The organism is Streptomyces sp. HUAS MG56, assembly GCF_058673395.1.
In genome coordinates this window covers 9,709,792-9,727,893 of the sequence record NZ_CM178722.1, presented here as the reverse complement: position 1 = coordinate 9,727,893, position 18,102 = coordinate 9,709,792, and the positions used below count along the sequence as shown (strand labels likewise).

The following is an 18,102-nucleotide window of genomic DNA, read 5'->3' as shown; positions in this document are numbered from 1 at the left end:
CGGCAGGTTACAAACGGGCGTCGGCATGCGCGAAGGCGATGTGCGCGGGGACAACGGGGCCGTCGTGCCGCTGTGCGCGGGCACATGGTCCGCGGGGCGGGGGGCTACGACGATGTCCGCAACGTTACCGGCCGGTACCGGAGTTGTGCTTCCGTCGTCCCGTCTCCCCAGGAGCAACCGTGCCCAGAGCCGCATCGCCGAACACGCACCGCAGCCATCGCGCACCGCGCACGACAGCCGCCGAGGACCCGCACACCGCACGGGCCGCCCGCGGCGCGAAGGCGCTCGTGCGCTGGACGTCCGCCCTCGCCGGTGGCGTACTCCTCGCGACCGCCTCCACCACCACCGCCCTCGCCGCGCCCTCGACGGACGGCGCCTACGTGGCGCTCGGGGACTCGTACGCCGCCGGCGCCGGCATCCCCGCCCAGTCCGCGGGCCTGTGCATGCGCTCCGACCACGACTACGGCCGGCTCGTCGCCGCGTCCCTGGGCCCGAGCACGTACCGGGACGTGACCTGCGCGGGCGCGAAGGTCAGTGCGCTCACCACGGCGCAGACGGACGCCGGAGCCGTGGTCAACGGCCCCCAACTGGACGCCGTCACGCGGGACACCGCCCTGGTCACGCTCACCGTCGCGGGCGACAACCTCGGCACGTCGGACTTCGGCTTCGGGGACGTCGCCGCCACCTGCTCCGCCCTGTCCGTGACCGACCCGCTCGGCACCCCCTGCCGCGACCACTACAAGAACACCCTCGAAGAGCGTGTGGACGCCGCGGCGGCGCAGCTCGGCAGCGCCCTGGGGCTGATCCGTGCGCGAGCCCCGCGGGCCAGGGTGCTGGTCGTCGGCTATCCGGCGGTGCTGCCCGACGACCCCGCGGAGTGTCTCGGCAGGTTGCCGGTGACGACCGGGGACATCGCGTTCCTGCGGTCCGTGCTGGGCGGTCTCGACGACACGGTCGCGGCCACCGCCCGGGCCGGCGGCGCCACGTACGTGGACACGCTCAGCCCGACCCGGGGCCACGACAGCTGTTCCGCCACGCCCTGGATCGAGGGACTGATCCCCGCCTCGCCCACCCTGCCGCTGCACCCGAACGCCACCGGGGAACGCGCGATGGCGGACGCCGTCCTGGGCGCGCTCGGCGCCTGATCCGGCTGTACGGCCGACGTCACTTCTCCCGGTGCTGGCCCCGGATCCTCGCGGCCACCTCGTTCTGTTCCGTCTCCCACCAGGGGCGCACCCGCTCGGCCTCGGGAGACGGGGCCCGGTGGGCGTGCTCCGCGGCGGGGGCGGGCACGACGGCGGGGGTGAGTTCCGCGTCCAGGCGGCGGTCCAGGGCGGCGTTCTGGACCCGTTCCGCGCGCGCCCACTGGTAGAGGAGGGCCAGCAGGAAGGGCAGGGCGACCAGCTCGGCGATGCTCAGCATCGCGCCGCCGCCGATCTGCTGGTCGTGCTGGACGTCCGGGGACCAGGTCGGCGCGTGGTGCAGGTACCAGGCGCCCGCGATCAGCGTGCCGTGCGTCATCACCACCACGCCCGGGATCGCGTCGACGATGCCGTCCAGGAAGACCAGGGCGGCCCGGACCGGGTGGGTGCACCAGCGGGGCAGCGTCTGCTCGTGGGTCAGCATCGGTACGACGAAGAGGCAGCCGGCCACGAGCAGGTGGAGGTACATCAGCTCGTGCAGCCAGCCCACGCGCAGGGCGGTGGCGAAGTACGGCGTGAAGTACACCGTCAGTTCCGTGGCGAGCACGAGGGCGGTGCTGATGAAGGGGAAGGTGAGCACGCGCACCAGGCGGCCCGACATCGCCCGGCGCACCCGCCCGGCGGCGCCCTCCGGCAGGGCCTCGACGGCGAGCCGCAGGGGGTCGCCGAGGGCGAGGCCGAGCGGGGCGACGAGGTCCAGCAGCACGTTCTGCACGGCGGCCGGCCAGAACAGCACATGGTCGTAGACGGCCAGCGCGGACATCGTGGCCACCACCAGCGCGCCCAGGCCGAGCAGAGCGAACGCGGCCACGCGGACCGGTGGCCAGGGCTCGCCCCGCGCACGCAGTCGCGCGAGGCCCCAACCGTAGAGCGCGCCCAGGGCGATGACCAGCAGCAGGGCGGGGATGTCCAGCTGCCAGGTGGACAGCAGACGTCCTGTGGTCAGCTCGGGGAGCTGGCCGGCCGACAGTGCGGTCGACGCGTGGCCATCCATGCGGAACGTCCTCCTTTGGCTCGGTACGAGGGCCTCGGCGCCGAAGAGTCCGGCTCGGGTCCACCACGGGACGGTAGTCCCCGGCGGCCCGCGGCCCGGCATCGGGGTGCGGCACGCCGGGGTGAACGGCGTGGATCAGGCGAGACCGAACCAGCCCAGGACCGTCTGGACGAGGAGGATCGTCGACATGGCGGCGACGCCCACGACCACGGCGGTGGCGGCGACGCGGTAGCGCGGACCGTTGGCGGCCGGGCCGAGGACCGAGCGGCGGTTGGTCAGCACCAGGAGGTAGACCAGGACGATCGGGCTGATCAGTCCCTGGAGGACCTGGGTGCCGATCAGCAGCTGGATGACGTCGACCGGGGTCATCGCGACCACCGCGCCCAGCACGATCTGGGCGGTGAACAGGCCGAGGAAGAGCGGGGCGTCCCGGAAGCTGCGGGAGACGGAGCGCTCCACGCCGGCGGCCTCTCCTATGGCGTAGCTCGCCGACAGCGGGACGACGGCGCCGGCCAGGGCGGAGGCGCCGAGCAGACCGAGCGCGAACAGCAGCTCGGCGTTGCGGCCCGCGACCGGCTTGAGGGCCTCGGCGGCCTGGGCGGCCGAGTCCAGCGGGCCGGTGCCGCCGATGGCGGAGGCGGTGGCGATGATGATGGTCAGGCTGATGACGCAGGCGAAGACGGCGCCCAGGATGGCGTCGGCCCGGATCAGCGGGTAGTCCGCGGGCTTGGCGCCCCGGTCGACGACGCCCGCGGCGGCGTAGAACTGCATGTACGGGCTGACCGTCGTGCCGATCAGGGCGACCGCCAGCAGGATGAAGGCCTTGTTCGGCTCCATGTGCGGCACGACGAGGTGGTGGCCGACCGCGCCCCAGTCGGGGTGGCCGAGGATCATGGCGACCGGGTAGGCGAAGAAGGCCAGCGACATGATCAGGAAGATGCGTTCGGCCCAGTGGTAGGAGCCGAACAGCACCAGCGCCCACAGCAGGACCGCGGCCGGCGGGATGACCGCCCACTTGGGGACGCCGAGGAGTTCGAAGGCGGCGCCGATGCCGGCGAACTCGCTCACCACCAGGCCGGTGTTGGCGAGCAGCAGGCAGAACACGGCGAGCGCGGTCAGGCGGAGGCTGAACTGCTCGCGGATCAGGGCGCCGAGGCCCTTGCCCGTGTAGGCGCCGAGGCGGACGGCCATCTCCTGCACCATCACCAGGGCGACGGTGACGAGCACCATGAAGAACAGGGTGCCGTAGGTGAACTGGGAGCCCGCCGAGGCGTAGGTGGCGATGCCGGCGGCGTCGTTGCCCGCGTTCGCGGCGACCAGTCCGGGTCCGGCAACCGCCGCGATCATGGTGATGCGCCGCCAGCCGGTCCGGCGCGCGGGCGCTGTGGCCTGCGGTGCCGCGGTGGCGGTGTCGAGGTCGCGGGTCACTGCAGGAACCTCCGGAAGTGCAGCCGCCCGCGTTCGGGCAGCATCGCGTCGAGCAGGTCGTCGGCCAGGATCCGGCCGAGCGGGCGGTCGCTGTCGTCGACCACCAGGAGTGAGGAGGCGCGTGCCGCGACCAGGTGGTCGGCGGCCTCGGCCAGGGAAGTGTCGGCGCGGACGGTGTCCGGCGGGCCGAACTGGGCTCGCCAGGTGACGAGGTCGGTTATGGGGGTGGTGTCCTCGGCCACCGCCAGGTCGAACAGCGGGAGGTCGCACAGCAGCCGGTCCGTGCCGTCCACCACGGCGATCGCGTCGATCTCGGTCCGGTGCTCGTGCTGCTCGGCCAGCCGGCCGCGCACCTCGGCGACGGTCTCGTCCGGCCGGGCGGTGATCAGCAGCGTGGTCATGGCACCACCCGCCGTGCCCTCCCGGTGGGTGAGCAGCCGGCGCAGTTCGGCCGCCTCGTCCTTGGGCATCCGGGTCAGCAGGGCCTCGCGCTCCTCGCGGGTGAGGTCGCGCAGGGCGTCGGTGGCCTCGTCGGGCTCCATCTCGTCGACCAGGCGGGCGGCGTGTTCCGGCTGGGCCTCACGCAGCAGGTTCTGCAGCTCGGCGGGTTCCATCTCCTCCAGCGCGTCGGCGGCCTGCTCCGGTTCCAGCCAGCCGAGCAGCTGCTGGCGTTCGGCGCGGCCGAGGTCTTCGAGGATGTCGGCGAGGTCGGCCGGGCGCAGCCGGTGCAGGGCGGCCCGGGAGGCGCGCAGCCGGACCTCGGGCGGACCCTCGGTGGCCTGCTCGGCGAAGGGGGCTATGGCCTGCCAGTCCAGCACCCGCTCCGGGGTGGGGCGGGCCTGCCAGCGGCGCGGGCCGAGCCGGCGCAGCAGGGTGGGCAGCGAGACGTCCACACCGACGAGGACGACCTGGTCGACCAGGGGCGCGAGATACAGGTCGGCGGCGCGGGTGACCTGGACGCCGTCGACGTCGACGAGCTGGTGGTCGAGCACGTCCTTGGCGAGCAGCGCCTCGCCGGGACGGCGGACGAAGTCGCGCAGGTCGACGCGGGCGGTGCGCAGCCGTACGTGCCCGGCGTGCACCTTGCCGAGGGCGTCGGCGGGCACGAAGGTGTGGCGCCGGCCGATGCGCAGGATGAGCCCGGTGACCGGCGGGTAGGAGTCGGTGCCGTAGAGCCGGGCGACGACGTCGACGATGCGACCGACCTCGTCGCCGGACTGGTTGGTGGCCGGTCCGCCGATCAGCCCCGCGAGGGAGACCAGCGAGGTACGGACCGCCTTGGACGTGGTGGCACGGCGCTCCAGGATGACCCGGCGGTCGCGCAGGCGGGCCGAGGTGGACATGAGCAGAGTGTGGGCAGCCAAGATGAACACCCCCTTGCCCCGGTGTGACGGGGCTACGGGCGGCCCGTGGCAGCGCACGACTCCCCCGCACCCGGGCACCGGGCACGCCGGGCGCACACCGGCGCACGGCCTGCCGGCCGGGTGAACCGGTCGGGGGTCAGGGAAGAAGAGGCAGCTGCGGGCCGCGGAAGGACGGCGCGGACAACACGAAGAAGGGCCGACTATGGCCCGGACTACTGTCCATGTCGCCTCCTCCCGGTCACGGCCGCGCTGAGAGTGTCGCGGTCCTGTGGCGGAGGGCAGCCGGAGCCGGCTCGGCCCGGCACACCCCTTCTCGTCAGAGCTTTGGCACTCCACGGCGTGATCCCCGTACGGGGAAGCCACTTGGGGTCACCCCTTGGGCCGGGGAGACCTGTCCTGATCCGGAGCGTCTCTCGACGGGTGGGATCAGTGGCCTGTGTCCGTGAAGACGCCTCACCGAACGAGGTGCCTTTCGTTTGTCCGCACCAACGATACGCGGGCCGCAACCCTCCTTCCGCACCCATGACCGGCCCTTGACCTGCACACTACGGAACGGAAACCGGCGTCAGTACACATCCCGCACATACCGCTTGTCGGCGCCCAGCTGTTTCACGTAGGCGGCGGCCTCGGCCTCGGCCAGGCCGCCGTGCGCGACGGCGATCTCGCGCAGCGCCCGGTCGACGTCCTTGGCCATGCGGGAGGCGTCGCCGCAGACGTAGAAGTGGGCGCCGTCCTGGAGCCAGGCCCACAACAGCGGGCCGTGTTCGCGCATCCGGTCCTGGACGTAGACCTTGGCGCGCTGGTCCCGCGAGAAGGCGGTGTCGAGGCGGGTGAGCGTGCCCTGGGCGAGGAACCCGGTCAGCTCCTGCTCGTAGTAGAAGTCCGTCGCCCGGTGCTGCTCGCCGAAGAACAGCCAGTTGGGGGCGCGATGGCCGCGGGCCCGCCGCTCCTCCAGGAAGCCGATGAAGGGCGCGACGCCCGTGCCGGGGCCCACCATCACGGCCGGGGTGGCGGGGTCGGCGGGCGGGCGGAAGTGCGGTGCGCGCTGGACCCGGACCGGCACGGGGGTGCCGGGCTCGGCGTCCGCGAGGAACGGGGAGCACACGCCCTGACGGGGACGCCCGTCCGGGTTCTCGTACCGGACCACGGAGACCGTCAGGGACACCAGGTGGGGGTCGGTCAGGGGGCTGGACGATATGGAGTACAGCCGGGGTTGCAGCCGCCCCAGCACGTCGGCCCATTCCTGCGCCCCGGCCCGGACGCCGAACTCGGCGACGACGTCGACGGCCTGGCGCCCCCAGGACCACTGCGCCAACTCGCCCTTGTTGTCGGGCCGGAGCAGCTTGCGCAGCTCACGCGGATCGCGGGTGCGGTCGGCGGCGAAGCGCAGCAGGCCGGGGGTGACCCGGGTGATGTCCAGGTGCCGGAGCAGCGCTTCGGCGAACGGCACCTCTCCGGCGTGCTTGACCTGTACGGCCGTGTCCGCGTCGACGCCGGTGACGGCGAGCCATTCGGTCATCAGCTCCGGCCGGTTGACCGGCTGTACGGACAGGGCGTCCCCGGCCTCGTAGACGAGGGGGGCGTCGCTGTCGCGGGTGTCGAAGGTGAACCGCCGGACCTCCTTGCCGGCGCCGGGCAGGCTGAGCAGGCGGTTGCCGGTGAGGCGGGCGGTGACGGGGGTGGGGCGGCTCGACCGGGGCGCGGCCTGCGGGGCGGCAGGGGTCGCGGGCGCGGCGGGGGGCGGCTGCTCGGCGGTGCTCAGCGCGGCGAGTATCCGGTCGAGCCAGGCCCCGGCCGCGCTCTCGTAGTCCGGTTCGCAGTCGATGCGCGGTGCCAGCCGCGTCGCGTCCAGCTCCGCCATGCGCCGGTCGAGGCGCCGGCCGTGGCCGCAGAAGTCGTCGTAGGAGGAGTCGCCGAAGGCCAGGACGGCGTACCGCCTGCCGTCCAGGCGTGGTGCGTCGGGCGCGGCGAGGGCGTCCCAGAAGCCGGCGCCGTTGTCCGGGGCGTCGCCGTCGCCGAAGGTGCTGGTGATGAACAGCAGGTCGGCGTCCGAGGGCAGGGCGGCGGGGTCCGCCTCCTCCATGGGCAGCAGGGCGGCGCGGTGACCGTCCGCGGTGACCCGCTGCGCGGCCTCGGAGGCGAACTCCTCGGCGTTCCCGGTCTGCGACGCCCACAGGATCACCACCTGGCGGCGGGCAGCGTGCGGCTGTGTCGCGGACGGGGGCGTCGCTGCGGTCGTCCTGGAGTACATGCCGGCCAGGACGCCGTTGACCCACAGGGCGTGCTCCGGGCTGAAGGGGGCGTCCGGCGGCAGGACCGGGACGCCCGGGGCGCCGGACGGGATGCCCGCCAGGAAGCCGGTCAGATACCGGCGTTCGTGTGCGGCGAGGACCGGCGGAGGCGGCGCGGGCTCCAGCCCGAACGGGGCGGGGACGGACACCGTGGACGCCTCTGGGGCGACAGCCGGGGCTGCCACCGGCACCGGGGACCGCACCGTCACCGCGGTGGCGACCTTGGTCAGCGCCACGGCACACATCTTGAACTCGGGCTGGAACGACAGCGGGTCGACGGCGTCGTTGGTCACCGCGTTGACGCTCAGGTACTCCCCGAACAGGTCGTTCCAGTGGAACGGCGCGAAGCAGCAGCCCGGCCGTACGCGGTCGGTGACGACGGCGGGCAGCACGGCCCGCCCGCGCCGCGAGGCGACCTCCACCGAGTCTCCGTCGGCGAGGCCCAGGCGATCCGCGTCCTCGGGGTGCACCTCCACGAACGGGCCGGGGTCGAGCCTGTTCAGCTTGGCCACCTTCGCCGTCTTGGTCAGCGTGTGCCACTGGTGCTGGAGCCGGCCGGTGTTGAGCACGAACGGGTAGTCGTCGTCGGGCATTTCGGCCGCCGGGACGTGCGGGCGGGCGTGAAAGACCGCACGGCCGCTCGCCGTGGGGAAGGTCGGCGCGCCGTCCGCGCCGACGTAGCGGACCGGATTGCGGTCGGGCCCCCCGGGCGTGGCCGCCGGCCACTGCACGGGCGTGGTCCGCAGCCGCTCGTAGCTCACCCCGCGCAGGTCCCAGCCGGTCACCGGGTTCCATGCGCGCTTGATCTCCTCGAAGATCTCCTCCGCGCTGTCGTACGCGAAGCCCTTCTCGTACCCCATCTCCCGGGCCACGGCGGCGATGATCCGCCAGTCCGCGGTCGCCTCGCCGGGCGGGTCGGCGGCCGGGCGGGCGAGGGTCAGGTTGCGCTCGCTGTTGATCAGGACGCCCTCGGTCTCGGTCCACAGCGCGCCGGGCAGGACGACGTCGGCGTAGGCGTTCGTCTCCGTCTCGGCGAACACGTCCTGGGTGACGACGAATTCGGCGGCTTCCAGGCCCTCGATGACCGTCTTGCGGTTGGCCACGGAGGCGACCGGGTTGGTGCAGATGATCCAGCAGGCCCTGATGTCCCCGTCGGCCATCTTCCGGAACATCTCGACCGTGCCCTTGCCGACCCCGTCGGCGCGCAGGGCGCCCGGCTCCAGCTGCCACAGCTCCTCGACGAAGGCCCGGTCGGCGTCGGCGAGCACGGAGCGCTGGCCGGGCAGTCCCGGTCCCATGTAGCCCATCTCCCGGCCGCCCATGGCGTTGGGCTGGCCGGTCAGCGAGAAGGGGCCGGAGCCCGGGCGGCATATCGCGCCGGTGGCGAGGTGCAGGTTGACCAGGGCGTTGGTGTTCCAGGTGCCGTGGGTGGACTGGTTCAGGCCCATCGTCCAGCAGCTCGTCCACTCCCCCGCCTCGCCGATCAGCCGGGCCGCCTCGCGCAGGTGCTCTTCCGGGATGCCGGTGATCTCGGCGACGGCGGCGGGCGGGTAGTCGGCCAGGAAGCCGGGCATCGCCTCCCAGCCCTCGGTGTGCGCGGCGATGAAGGCGGGGTCGGTGTGGCCGTTCTCGTGCAGCAGGTGCAGCAGTCCGTTGAGCAGCGCCAGATCGGTGCCGGGTCTGATCTGGAGGAACAGGTCGGCCTTGGCGGCCGTGGCGGTGCGCCGCGGGTCGACGACGATCAGCTTGGCGCCCGCCGACTTCACGCGGTCCATCATCCGCAGGAAGAGGACGGGGTGGCAGTCGGCCATGTTGGAGCCGATGACGAGGAAGACGTCGGCCCGGTCGAGGTCCTGGTAGGAGCCGGGTGGTCCGTCCGCACCCAGCGACAGTTTGTAACCGGTGCCGGCGCCGGCCATGCACAACCGGGAGTTCGACTCGATCTGGTTCGTACGGATGAAGCCCTTGGCCAGCTTGTTCGCCAGGTACTGCGCCTCCAGGCTCATCTGGCCGGAGACGTAGAGCGCGACCGCGTCGGGGCCGTGCTCGTCGATGATCGCGCGCAGCCGGCGGGCGGTCTCGCCGACGGCTGCCGTCAGGGGCGCCGGGCGGGGCTCCGCACCGCGGTCCGGCCGCACGAGGGCCCCGGTCAGCCGGCCGGGGGCGGCGAGCATGTCGGCCGTGGTCGCGCCCTTGGTGCACAGCCGTCCGAAGTTCGCGGGGTGCTCCTTGTCCCCGCTCGCCTTCAGGACCGTCCGCCGTCCGTCCGGTCCCGTGCCGACGTCGAGGACCATGCCGCAGCCCACTCCGCAGTACGAGCAGACCGTCCGCACCTTCGTCGTGCCCTCGCTCCGCGAGCCCGGCGCGGCCACGGGCGCCTCCCTGTCCAGTGCTCGACCTGATCTCACCCTTCGTGACGGTACGAACGGCTCATTACACCGGTGTCTCCGCACCTGATCATCAGCGGTTACGCCTGCCGCACAGCTGCCGGGGGACGCGTGTGAGCCTGCCGCGAGGCCCGGGAGCCGTGGCGAGGGAAGGGGGTCGGGCAAGGGGCAGCCCCGGTCGGCGCGAACGCCGTCCGGGGCTGCCGGGTGGGGAAGGGGTCGGCGGCGGTCGCCGCGGCCGTGCCCGCCGTGGTGCGCTGCCTAGCGGTGACCGGCCTCGTGACGAGTGGCCTCGTGGCGGACGGCCTGGTGACGAGCGGTCTGGTGACGAGCGGCTTCGTGGTGACGGGCGGCTTCGTGGTGCCGGGCGGCGCCGTCGTGGCGGAGCGCGCCGCCGTTGCGGTGGCTGCGGCCGCCCCAGGAGACGGCGTCGAGCACGCGGCCGCGGTCGTCGCGCAGCGTCGCCGAGTCGGCGTTGTTGTCCCACACCCGGATGCGGCGGTCCTGGTAGAGGTCGGCCTTGGTGTCCCGGCCGACTCCGGTGTGGACGCGCACGGTGGCCCGGCCGGCGAGCCGGACGTGGTGGAAGGTGTATGTGTGACCGTTCCGGTCGGACAGCGTCCAGCGGTCCAGGTTCACCGCCCGGCGCGAGCTGTTGGTGACCGCCACCCACTGCTTGTTCAGCGTGGTGTTGGAGCGGTCGGCCCGGCTCTGCCCGTCGTGCCGTACGCCACTGATGTACACCACCGAGTGCTGACGGCCCAGGTGCTGACCGTCGGCCATGGCCGGCAGGGCCGCTACGCCCACCATGGCGGCGGCCACGGATGCGGCGGCCGTCACACGACGGACGGAAGAAGAAACGGACACAGGGTCCCCCTTCGCGAGAGCGCGTTGGCGCGGGTCGGCGGCCGGTTGGCCGCGCACGCTCACCCTGCAACCCCGAGCGGACTTTGTGAGGAAAACGCGCAGGACATTACGTTTCTCGCAGCAATCCGTAACTCTCGGATGCAATGACCATTTATGTCCTGAATAGCGAATTCCGGCGGGATGTCGGGCCTGTCCGTGGACGTCCGCCCGAGCGATCACCCGAAAGTGAGTAACGAGTACGTACTCCATCCGGATCAACCGCCCGGGCGACGGGCGCGAGGGCTCAGCGCACGGGGAGGACCCGGGTGTGCTCGGCGCGTACGGCGTCCAGGCTGCGCGGGTCGAGGCCCAGCAGCCGCAGGATCGTCGGGGCGATCTGCGTGGTGCGCACCGGGCTGTCGACGCGGACGCCGTGCGGGGTGGCGGCGCCGGTGACGACGAGCGGGACGTCGAGGTCGTCGGCGTGGGCGCCGCCGTGCTCGGCGATCTTGCCCTTGCCGCCGGTGTAGACGACGCCGTACTGGGTGACGCCGACCAGGTCGGGCACGCGGGAGTCGCCCGGGCGGGCGTGGAAGTAGCCGGCCGCGGCCACGCCCGCGTACAGGGTCTTCAGCCCGCTCGCCGTGAAGGGCCGGGCCTTGCCGTCGATGCCGTTGCCCGTGCCGGACCGGGCGAGGAGGTAGGCCTTGGCGAAGGCGGTGGCGGCCTTGGACCGGTCGGTGAGCCAGATCAGCATGGCGTCGTCGTCCACCGCGTGGGCGACGAGGTCACCGGCGCCCGGGTGAGCGGCCTTCCAGGCGGCGTTCAGGCCGTCGAGGAGGGGGCCGTCGTCGATGCGGGTCAGGGCCTGGGGGTCGGTGGGCGACTGGCCGTGCTTGGACGACAGGACGACCGTGGTGCTGTCGGCGAGGTGCTGCCTGCGCAGCTCGGCGAGGAAGGCGCCGACCTGCTGGTCCACGTAGTCGAGGCTCTTCGCCAGCAGCGGGCCGGGCACGCCCTTGGCCCGGTAGCCGCCGGCCAGGCCGTCGGACGTGGGCAGCTTCTGGGCGGTCGAGACGGACTGGAAGTTCATGCCGAAGACCGCCGGAGTGCCCACCTTGTGGGTGCGGCCGTGGTCGTAGCCGTCGATCTCGTTGAGGACGGCGCTCACCTTGTAGCCGTCGTACTGCCGGGTCGCGGCGTTGTCCTTCGTCCAGTCGTCACCCGCCGCGTAGCCGGTCGCGTTGCTGTTGATCTCGGGCGCGAAGAGGTCCTGGATGCCCTTGCCGGAGGGGCCGTTGAGGATGTCGTAGGCGGCGTGCTTGTCGGACCAGGCGGTGCGCAGACCCGCGGTGCGGGCCACCTCGAAGACGGTGTTCACGCGCAGGTAGGAGTGCGGGTAGACCGGCCTGCACGTCTTCGGGTCGACCGGCAGCTTCGAGGGGTCGAGGAGGCGGGTGGGGTCGCCCGTCATGTGGAGGATGCTGCCGGGCAGGCCCTTGAGGCCCTGGCCGGCGTCGAGGGAGTCCTTGTTCTTGTCGAGGTCCTCGGTGAGGTCGACCTCGGCACCGGGCTTGGCGCCGGCGCACTTGGTGGTGCCGGCCGGCAGGAAGGCGGAGCTGTAGGTGTCGTCGTAGTAGACACCCGTGGTGCCCGGATCGCCGCCCGTGAGCTGGCCGACCATGCCGGGGAAGGAGTCGGACGGGTTCGTGGTCGCGGCGTGCGTGTACTCCACACCGCCGCCCGCCAGTTGAGCGAGCGCGGAGTGCGGGTGACGGGCCGTGTACCAGGCGAGGTCGGACTGGTGCAGTCCGTCGACGGACAGCAGCAGGACGTGCCGGGCGGCCGGGTGCCGCTGCGCGGGGGCATGGGCGGAGGCGGGCGCGGCCGCCGCGGTGAGCGCGCCGACGGCGGCCAGCGCTGCGGCCGCCGCCGTGATGGTGCGTGCGGGGTGGGACGGGCGTCGGGACAAGGGTTCTCCTCGGACTGTGCTGAGCGAGCGAGATCATGCGAACCGTGCACGGACATCCGAGGGGAGGAACGTGTACGGAAGCGGACCGGCATGTCCTGTTCAGCCCAAGAAACTCATCGGCGCACGCAAAGACGCCCCACGGGTGCGGTCAGCGCCGCGTGCGTGCGGCGGTGCCCGCGCCGTTGACGGTGCCGAAGTCCACGGCGCCCTCCAGCGCCACGCAGGTGCCCGAGTCCACAGTCCGGCGGCCGCGCGGCGCATCGCCCCGCACGCGGTCCGGGCGGGCGCGGTACCCACGCCGACCCGGCGGCCCCCGACCGCTTCGAGAGCGATCACGGCCGGTGCGCCCGGTCCGGCCATCGCGTTGACCGGCAACGGACCGCGGCGGACCGGTTCGGCCACCGTGTCCAGGTCCACGAGACCGGGGCCGAACAGGCTGTCGGCGCCCGCCTCGGCGTAGGCCACAGCCCGGGCAGCCCGGCCTCCTCGGCGGCGGTGCGGGCCGCGCTCAGGCGTACGGCCTGGGGGCGGGAGCGTCGTGCAGCGGACCGCCCGGCGCGAGCGAGTCCTCCAGATCGACTCCGACCGCCCCGGCCTCGACCACGGCGGACGGTGGCGGCGACGTCGTCGGCGCCGGGGCCGTAACCGCCCTTGCCTGGACGCCCTGGCGGTCTGCGGCCGTCTCGTCTCCTTCGGCAACGCGAGCGGGGCGGAGCCGTGGCATGCGGGGGCAAGCCACCTGGGCGGAACATTCGGGGACAACCTCAACTCCATTGCCGCAACGCTTACTTCACCTCTTGACGTAAGTGGTCCACGCCTTTAGGTTCGCGGCGCGACCACGCCCCGTCCGAGGCTCACGCAAGAGGAGTTGAGGTGCGAACCCCCCTTTCCCCCACACGAGTTCCCGCCGGTCCGGCATCCGGCGGCCGTCGTCGGCCGCGACTGCGCCGGTCGGCCCCGGCCGCCGTACTCGCCGCGCTGGCTCTCGTGCTGACGCTTCCCGCGCAGGCCGACGCCGACGTCCTGACGCTGCTGCCGCAGAACGCCGACGGCCTGGAACAGACCTTCTCCCCCGCCTACGACTACGACGGCGACGGCTGTTACGCCACGGCCGCCATCGGCGCCGACGGCAGGATCAACCCCGGCCTGAAGCTCGGCGGCGACGTCAACGGCCACTGCCACGACTACGCGCAGCTCGCCAACGCCAACACCTATTCACGCGAGAAGTGCAACAACGGCTGGTGTGCGGTCGTGTACGCCAGCTACTTCGAGAAGGACCAGGCGACCCTGGGTCCGGCGGCCATCGGGCACACCCACGACTGGGAGCACGTGGTGGTGTGGATCAACGGCAACGAGGTCCAGTACGTGTCGGTGTCCCAGCACACCGGTTACCAGGTGGCCGCCCGCTCCTCGGTCCGCTTCGACGGCACGCATCCGAAGATCGTCTACCACAAGGACGGCATCTCGACACACGACTTCCGCTTCGCCAACACCAATGACGAGCCCCCGGAGAACGTGACCGGCGGCTGGTTCTACCCGCGTCTGGTGGGCTGGAACGGCTACCCGCCCGGATTCCGCGACAAGCTCATGAGCGCCGACTTCGGCGCGGCGACCATCAAGATCAAGGACGGCGACTTCGCGTACGCCCTGGCGCACTCCATGCCGTCGGGCATCCCCTTCGACCCGAACGCCTGACGCCACATAGGCTGCGGACTCATGAAGATCGAGGACACGGCTCGTCGGGGACGGCCGGAACGCATACGCGACACACTGAAGCGGCTTGAGGCGGAACGGGACGTGTGGCTGTCGACGGCCCATCCCGACCACGGGCCGCACCAGTTGCCGCTGTGGTTCCTGTGGGACGGACGGGTGATCTGGATGTGCACCGGCGCGACGTCCGCGACCGCGCGCAACGTCCAGGCCGAACCGCGGGTGCGGCTGGCGCTGCCGGACACGTTCGACGTGGTGCTTCTCCAGGGCGAGGCGGAGGCCTTCTCCGACCGGGAGGTGCCCGCCGGGGCGGCCGAGGCGTACACCGGGAAGTTCGGCTGGGACCCGCGCGCGGAGGACGGCCCCTTTGTCTACCTCCGCGTCGTGCCGAAGACGGTGCGTGCCTGGCGCGGCGAGCCGGAGCTGCGCGGCCGGCTCCTCATGCGTGACGGGGTGTGGCTCGGGTCCGACTGAGCGCGTCGCACGCTTCCCCGCGTGCGGTCGGCCTCGGTACGGGACAATGCCGCCATGATCGAGGACATCCACACCGAGAGCGCTCCCTTCGTACGCTTCCCCGACGGCACCGAGCCACCGCCGTCCCAGGCGATCAGGGTCGGTGACCTGGTGTTCACCTCCGGACAGGGGCCGCTCGACCCGGCCACGCACGCGATACCGGACGACCTCTCCGGTGCGGCCCCGACGAGGACCCGGGTGATCGTGCTCAACGGCGGTTCCAGCTCGGGGAAGTCCGGGATCGTGCGATGTCTCCAGGCCGTCCTGCCGGATCCGTGGCTGGCTCTCGGGACGGACACACTGGTCGACGCGATGCCGGCGGCCATGCGAGCATCGGACACCGGGATCGGGTTCGCCTCGGACGGAGAGGTCACGGTCGGACCGGAGTTCCGGCGGCTGGAGGCGGCATGGATCGAGGGGGTGGCCGCGATGGCCCGGTCTGGGGCGCGGGTCGTCGTCGACGAGGTCTTCCTCGGCGGGGCGCAGTCGCAGCAGCGCTGGCAGAAGGCGCTGGCCGACCTGCACGTGCTGTGGGTCGGCGTCCGGTGCGACCCCGGTGTCGCCGCCGGCCGGGAGGTCGCACGCGGTGACCGGGTCATCGGAATGGCCGCCGCCCAGGCGGACCTCGTCCACCGGGGCGTGATCTACGACCTTGAGGTGGACACCACCCGCGCCGAGTCGATGGAGTGCGCACGGACCATCGCGGGACACCTCAGGTGAACCACCGCCGACGCAAGAAGCTGTACCGAAATCTGTTCACCGCGATCCTGCACGACGACGTCTCCCGCGTGGCAGCGCTCCTGCGCTCCGGGGCGGACCCGGAGCGGGGCGACGGCGACGGAGCCACCCCGCTCTACCTGGCGTCCGTGCACGGACAGGCCGCGATCGTCCGGCTGCTCCTGGCGGCCGGGGCCCGCCCCGACACCGAGAGCGGCGGACTCGGCTCGGAAGGCACGCCGTTGTGCGCGGCCGCCTGCTGGGGGCACACGGCCGCGGTGCGTGAGCTGTTGGCGCACGGTGCCGATCCCCGCCTGCGCGAGGACGACGGCACCGGCCGCACCGCCCTGGAGTGGGCACGCGACTGCGGCCATCCCGGGACCGCGGCCGTGCTGAGCGCCGCGGAGGCGACCGCTCCGGGCGTCTGACACAGCGGCAGGACGTCTACGGCTGCGCCCGCATCCCGGGGAACAGCCCGCGGGCCCGCTGCGGTCCGGGGCGGTGAACACCGCGTCGGCCACCACCAGTCGGACGTCGGGGTCCGCCTCGGTCGTGATCGATCCGGTCACGACCGCCTTGCGGTCCTCCGTGCCCGTGCCGCGGGCGCGCACGCACAGTGGGGTCTCCAGCGGGACCGGGCGGGTCCTCGCGGGCGGGACCAGTGGGCCTGCCGGTTCGGTGCGGGGACCGTACGTCCGTGCGCCGTCGGGGAATTCGTCGTGGGCGCGGACGTCGTCCCGGGCGATGCGCAGGGTGACGCCGGTGAGGTACATGTCCGGCAGGGGCAGCTCGCCGGGGCGGAAGTGGTTGCCCGCGGACTCGCACACACCCTCCGGAGCAAGGGACTTGACGGCCAGGGCGAACTGGTCGACGCGTCCGGTGGCCTCCGCGGCGATGCCGAAGCCGCGCGGAAGCGGCTCCAGGGACGCGGCGGTGGCGGCGCCCAGGGTGCGTGCCAGGTCGCGGTGCGCGGGCTCGGGGCCGGCGTAGAGGACTTCGGAGGCGCCGAGTGCCCGGGGGACATAGGTCGGTTCACGCGCCAGTGCGCTGCCTCTTCGCGAGGGCCGCCAGGGCGGCGTGGCGGATGACGGAGCCGCCGGCGCCCCAGGTGCCGTCGGCCTGCTCGTGCACCAGCACCCACACCCGCAGCGCGTCGGACTGCTCCGGCCCGGCGGCGGCCGGCACGGCCTTCGTGGCGTCAGCGACCAGACCAGCCTTGCGACGCCCGGTCAGGGCCCCTTGAGGGACGGTCACCGCCTGGGCGCGGAAGAACGCGGTGTCGGGGGCGCCCTCCCAGCGCAGCAGCACCGCGGCGAGGTCCCGCTCGCTGCACACTGCGCCGGCCCGCTTCGGTCAGGGCACCGGCGGGGGCTGTGAGCCGGATCATCGGCATCTGAGCACCCCTCCGTCTATGACAGTCGTTATAGATCACGGTCGCGATAGAGCATGGCGGCCTTCCTCGGCCTGTGGCGCGGGATCGTCGTGGACAGCGACTTCCGGGCCGGCCGTCCCGTCCTCGCCGTCGCCGTCGCCGTCGCCGTCGAGGAACCTCCGGGCCACGACCAGCACGCGCGCTCCGGGTTCACCACCTGGGAGCGTCTGAAGGCCGACTCACTGCGTGCGCACGGCGCCGAGCCCGAGCGGGCGGCGCAGCCGGCGACGCACCGCCGCGGCCGTGGAGGGCACGGTCGCCGTGTGCCGCGCCAAGCGCAGCACCGAGCCCCTGGACCACACGGCGGACCGGCTCCGGACCCTGATCCTCGCCACGATCGAGGACCGACCGCACCCACCGAGGCCGGACCGGTTCCGGGCGTCCCGTAGGGGGCCGGGCCGAGGAGCTGGTGGCCGCTGGATGGCGCCGATGCGCGACCCCGGTCCCGGCTACTTCAGGATGTTGACGGCTCGGGCGACCACGAGGACCACGGTCACCAGGGACACCGACGACTGGAGCATCATCAGCATCTTGGACCAGCGGGACAGCGGCATGACGTCGGTCGGACTGAAGGCGGTGGCGTTGGTGAAGGACAGGTAGAGGTAGTCCAGGAACGCCGGCTCCCAGTCCGACGGGGCGATGTCCGGGCTCTGCATCTGGACGAAGAGGAAGTCCGCGTACCGGTGCTGTCCCCGGACCCTGGCCATCGGGCCGCCCCGGTCCCACTCCCAGTACCAGAGGGCGAACACGATGACGTTCGTGACCCAGATGACGCCGCCGGTGAGCAGCAGCGGTACCGCCTGGTCGGCTCCCCGGCCGTTCACCAGGTCCGCCACGAGCCGGACCGCCGACCAGCCGTTGGCCAGGCTGATGACGCAGATCAGGGCGAGGCCGAGCCATCGCAGCCACCGGGTACTGGGCTCCACCCGCCGGGGGTTGGCGGCGACCAGACCGGCCAGCAGCACCAGCTCCAGCGCGGGCATGGCCCAGGCGGGGTGCAGGAGGATGAGCCGGTGCGGCAGCGTGAGCTGGAGGCCGACGGCCGCCAGGATCACGACGGTGACCGTCCAGCGCGGCTCGCCCCGGGTCACTCGCTGCCAGGCGGGGACGAGTTCCCGCTCACCGCTCTCCAGCAACCGCTCGATCCTGGCGAGGCGGCTCTCGGCGTCGCCCGGGCCGTCGCCCATGTCGTCATGCATGCCGTCGTTCATGAAGAGGATTGTCGCGGGCGACCCCCTGCCGACGG

At 72.8% G+C, this 18,102-nt stretch carries 14 protein-coding genes, 1 pseudogene and 1 riboswitch; of the genes and pseudogenes, 6 read left to right on the top strand and 9 right to left on the bottom strand.

The features are described from left to right. Nucleotides 1-179 precede the first annotated feature (179 nt). Entirely contained in the window at nt 180-1,145 is a 966-nt protein-coding gene (locus AC4OXY_RS44235; protein WP_356031438.1) for an SGNH/GDSL hydrolase family protein, read from the top strand. Between the two features lie 19 nt (nt 1,146-1,164). Here the strand turns inward: AC4OXY_RS44235 and AC4OXY_RS44230 are convergent, their stop codons facing one another. The 7 genes and pseudogenes from AC4OXY_RS44230 to AC4OXY_RS44200 form a co-directional block, all read right to left on the bottom strand. Next, nucleotides 1,165-2,196 (bottom strand): cytochrome c oxidase assembly protein, encoded by a 1,032-nt coding sequence (locus AC4OXY_RS44230; RefSeq protein ID WP_356031435.1) that lies wholly within the window; start codon nt 2,194-2,196, stop codon nt 1,165-1,167. Between the two features lie 135 nt (nt 2,197-2,331). Next, the gene (locus AC4OXY_RS44225; RefSeq protein ID WP_356031433.1) at nt 2,332-3,624 is read right to left on the bottom strand and encodes an NRAMP family divalent metal transporter; all 1,293 of its coding nucleotides are present in this window, start codon (nt 3,622-3,624) and stop codon (nt 2,332-2,334) included. Continuing rightward, nucleotides 3,621-4,967 (bottom strand): magnesium transporter MgtE N-terminal domain-containing protein, encoded by a 1,347-nt coding sequence (locus tag AC4OXY_RS44220; protein WP_356031430.1) that lies wholly within the window; start codon nt 4,965-4,967, stop codon nt 3,621-3,623. The genes AC4OXY_RS44225 and AC4OXY_RS44220 overlap by 4 nt, the downstream gene beginning before the upstream one ends. A 321-nt stretch (nt 4,968-5,288) precedes the next feature. After that, nucleotides 5,289-5,460: riboswitch (M-box (ykoK) riboswitch) on the bottom strand. Between the two features lie 93 nt (nt 5,461-5,553). Beyond that, the gene (locus AC4OXY_RS44215; protein WP_491992549.1) at nt 5,554-9,651 is read right to left on the bottom strand and encodes a bifunctional nitrate reductase/sulfite reductase flavoprotein subunit alpha; all 4,098 of its coding nucleotides are present in this window, start codon (nt 9,649-9,651) and stop codon (nt 5,554-5,556) included. A gap of 276 nt (nt 9,652-9,927) precedes the next feature. Continuing rightward, nucleotides 9,928-10,506: a lamin tail domain-containing protein gene (locus tag AC4OXY_RS44210; RefSeq protein ID WP_362817886.1), complete on the bottom strand. Its 579-nt coding sequence runs from the start codon at nt 10,504-10,506 to the stop codon at nt 9,928-9,930. A 310-nt stretch (nt 10,507-10,816) separates the two neighbouring features. Further along, complete coding sequence (locus AC4OXY_RS44205; RefSeq protein ID WP_491992548.1) at nt 10,817-12,484, bottom strand: alkaline phosphatase family protein; 1,668 nt, start codon at nt 12,482-12,484, stop codon at nt 10,817-10,819. A gap of 300 nt (nt 12,485-12,784) precedes the next feature. Further along, nucleotides 12,785-12,901: pseudogene (locus AC4OXY_RS44200) on the bottom strand (isocitrate lyase/phosphoenolpyruvate mutase family protein); the annotation flags it as partial. Nucleotides 12,902-13,426: 525 nt separating this feature from the next. On the opposite strand from AC4OXY_RS44200, the gene AC4OXY_RS44195 reads away from it, so the two are divergent. The 4 genes from AC4OXY_RS44195 to AC4OXY_RS44180 all read left to right on the top strand — a co-directional run bounded on the left by AC4OXY_RS44195 (nt 13,427) and on the right by AC4OXY_RS44180 (nt 15,852). Further along, on the top strand, nt 13,427-14,179 hold the full coding sequence (locus AC4OXY_RS44195) for an NPP1 family protein (protein ID WP_491994732.1): 753 nt from the start codon (nt 13,427-13,429) through the stop codon (nt 14,177-14,179). Nucleotides 14,180-14,200: 21 nt separating this feature from the next. Then, nucleotides 14,201-14,668, top strand: a complete 468-nt coding sequence (locus AC4OXY_RS44190; RefSeq protein ID WP_491992547.1) for a pyridoxamine 5'-phosphate oxidase family protein — start codon at nt 14,201-14,203, stop codon at nt 14,666-14,668. Between the two features lie 237 nt (nt 14,669-14,905). Continuing rightward, the gene (gene cpt / locus AC4OXY_RS44185) at nt 14,906-15,427 is read left to right on the top strand and encodes a chloramphenicol phosphotransferase CPT (protein WP_376292015.1); all 522 of its coding nucleotides are present in this window, start codon (nt 14,906-14,908) and stop codon (nt 15,425-15,427) included. Continuing rightward, the gene (locus tag AC4OXY_RS44180; protein ID WP_356035867.1) at nt 15,424-15,852 is read left to right on the top strand and encodes an ankyrin repeat domain-containing protein; all 429 of its coding nucleotides are present in this window, start codon (nt 15,424-15,426) and stop codon (nt 15,850-15,852) included. Before cpt ends, AC4OXY_RS44180 begins: the two co-directional genes overlap by 4 nt. A 604-nt stretch (nt 15,853-16,456) precedes the next feature. Here the strand turns inward: AC4OXY_RS44180 and AC4OXY_RS44175 are convergent. Beyond that, nucleotides 16,457-16,759, bottom strand: a complete 303-nt coding sequence (locus tag AC4OXY_RS44175) for a tautomerase family protein (RefSeq protein WP_491992546.1) — start codon at nt 16,757-16,759, stop codon at nt 16,457-16,459. A gap of 111 nt (nt 16,760-16,870) precedes the next feature. On the opposite strand from AC4OXY_RS44175, the gene AC4OXY_RS44170 reads away from it, so the two are divergent. Continuing rightward, nucleotides 16,871-17,245 (top strand): LmrA/YxaF family transcription factor, encoded by a 375-nt coding sequence (locus AC4OXY_RS44170; protein WP_356035864.1) that lies wholly within the window; start codon nt 16,871-16,873, stop codon nt 17,243-17,245. A 60-nt stretch (nt 17,246-17,305) separates the two neighbouring features. Here AC4OXY_RS44170 and AC4OXY_RS44165 read toward each other — a convergent pair whose 3' ends face one another. Next, nucleotides 17,306-18,067 (bottom strand): hypothetical protein, encoded by a 762-nt coding sequence (locus AC4OXY_RS44165; RefSeq protein WP_362817877.1) that lies wholly within the window; start codon nt 18,065-18,067, stop codon nt 17,306-17,308. Nucleotides 18,068-18,102: the final 35 nt, after the last annotated feature.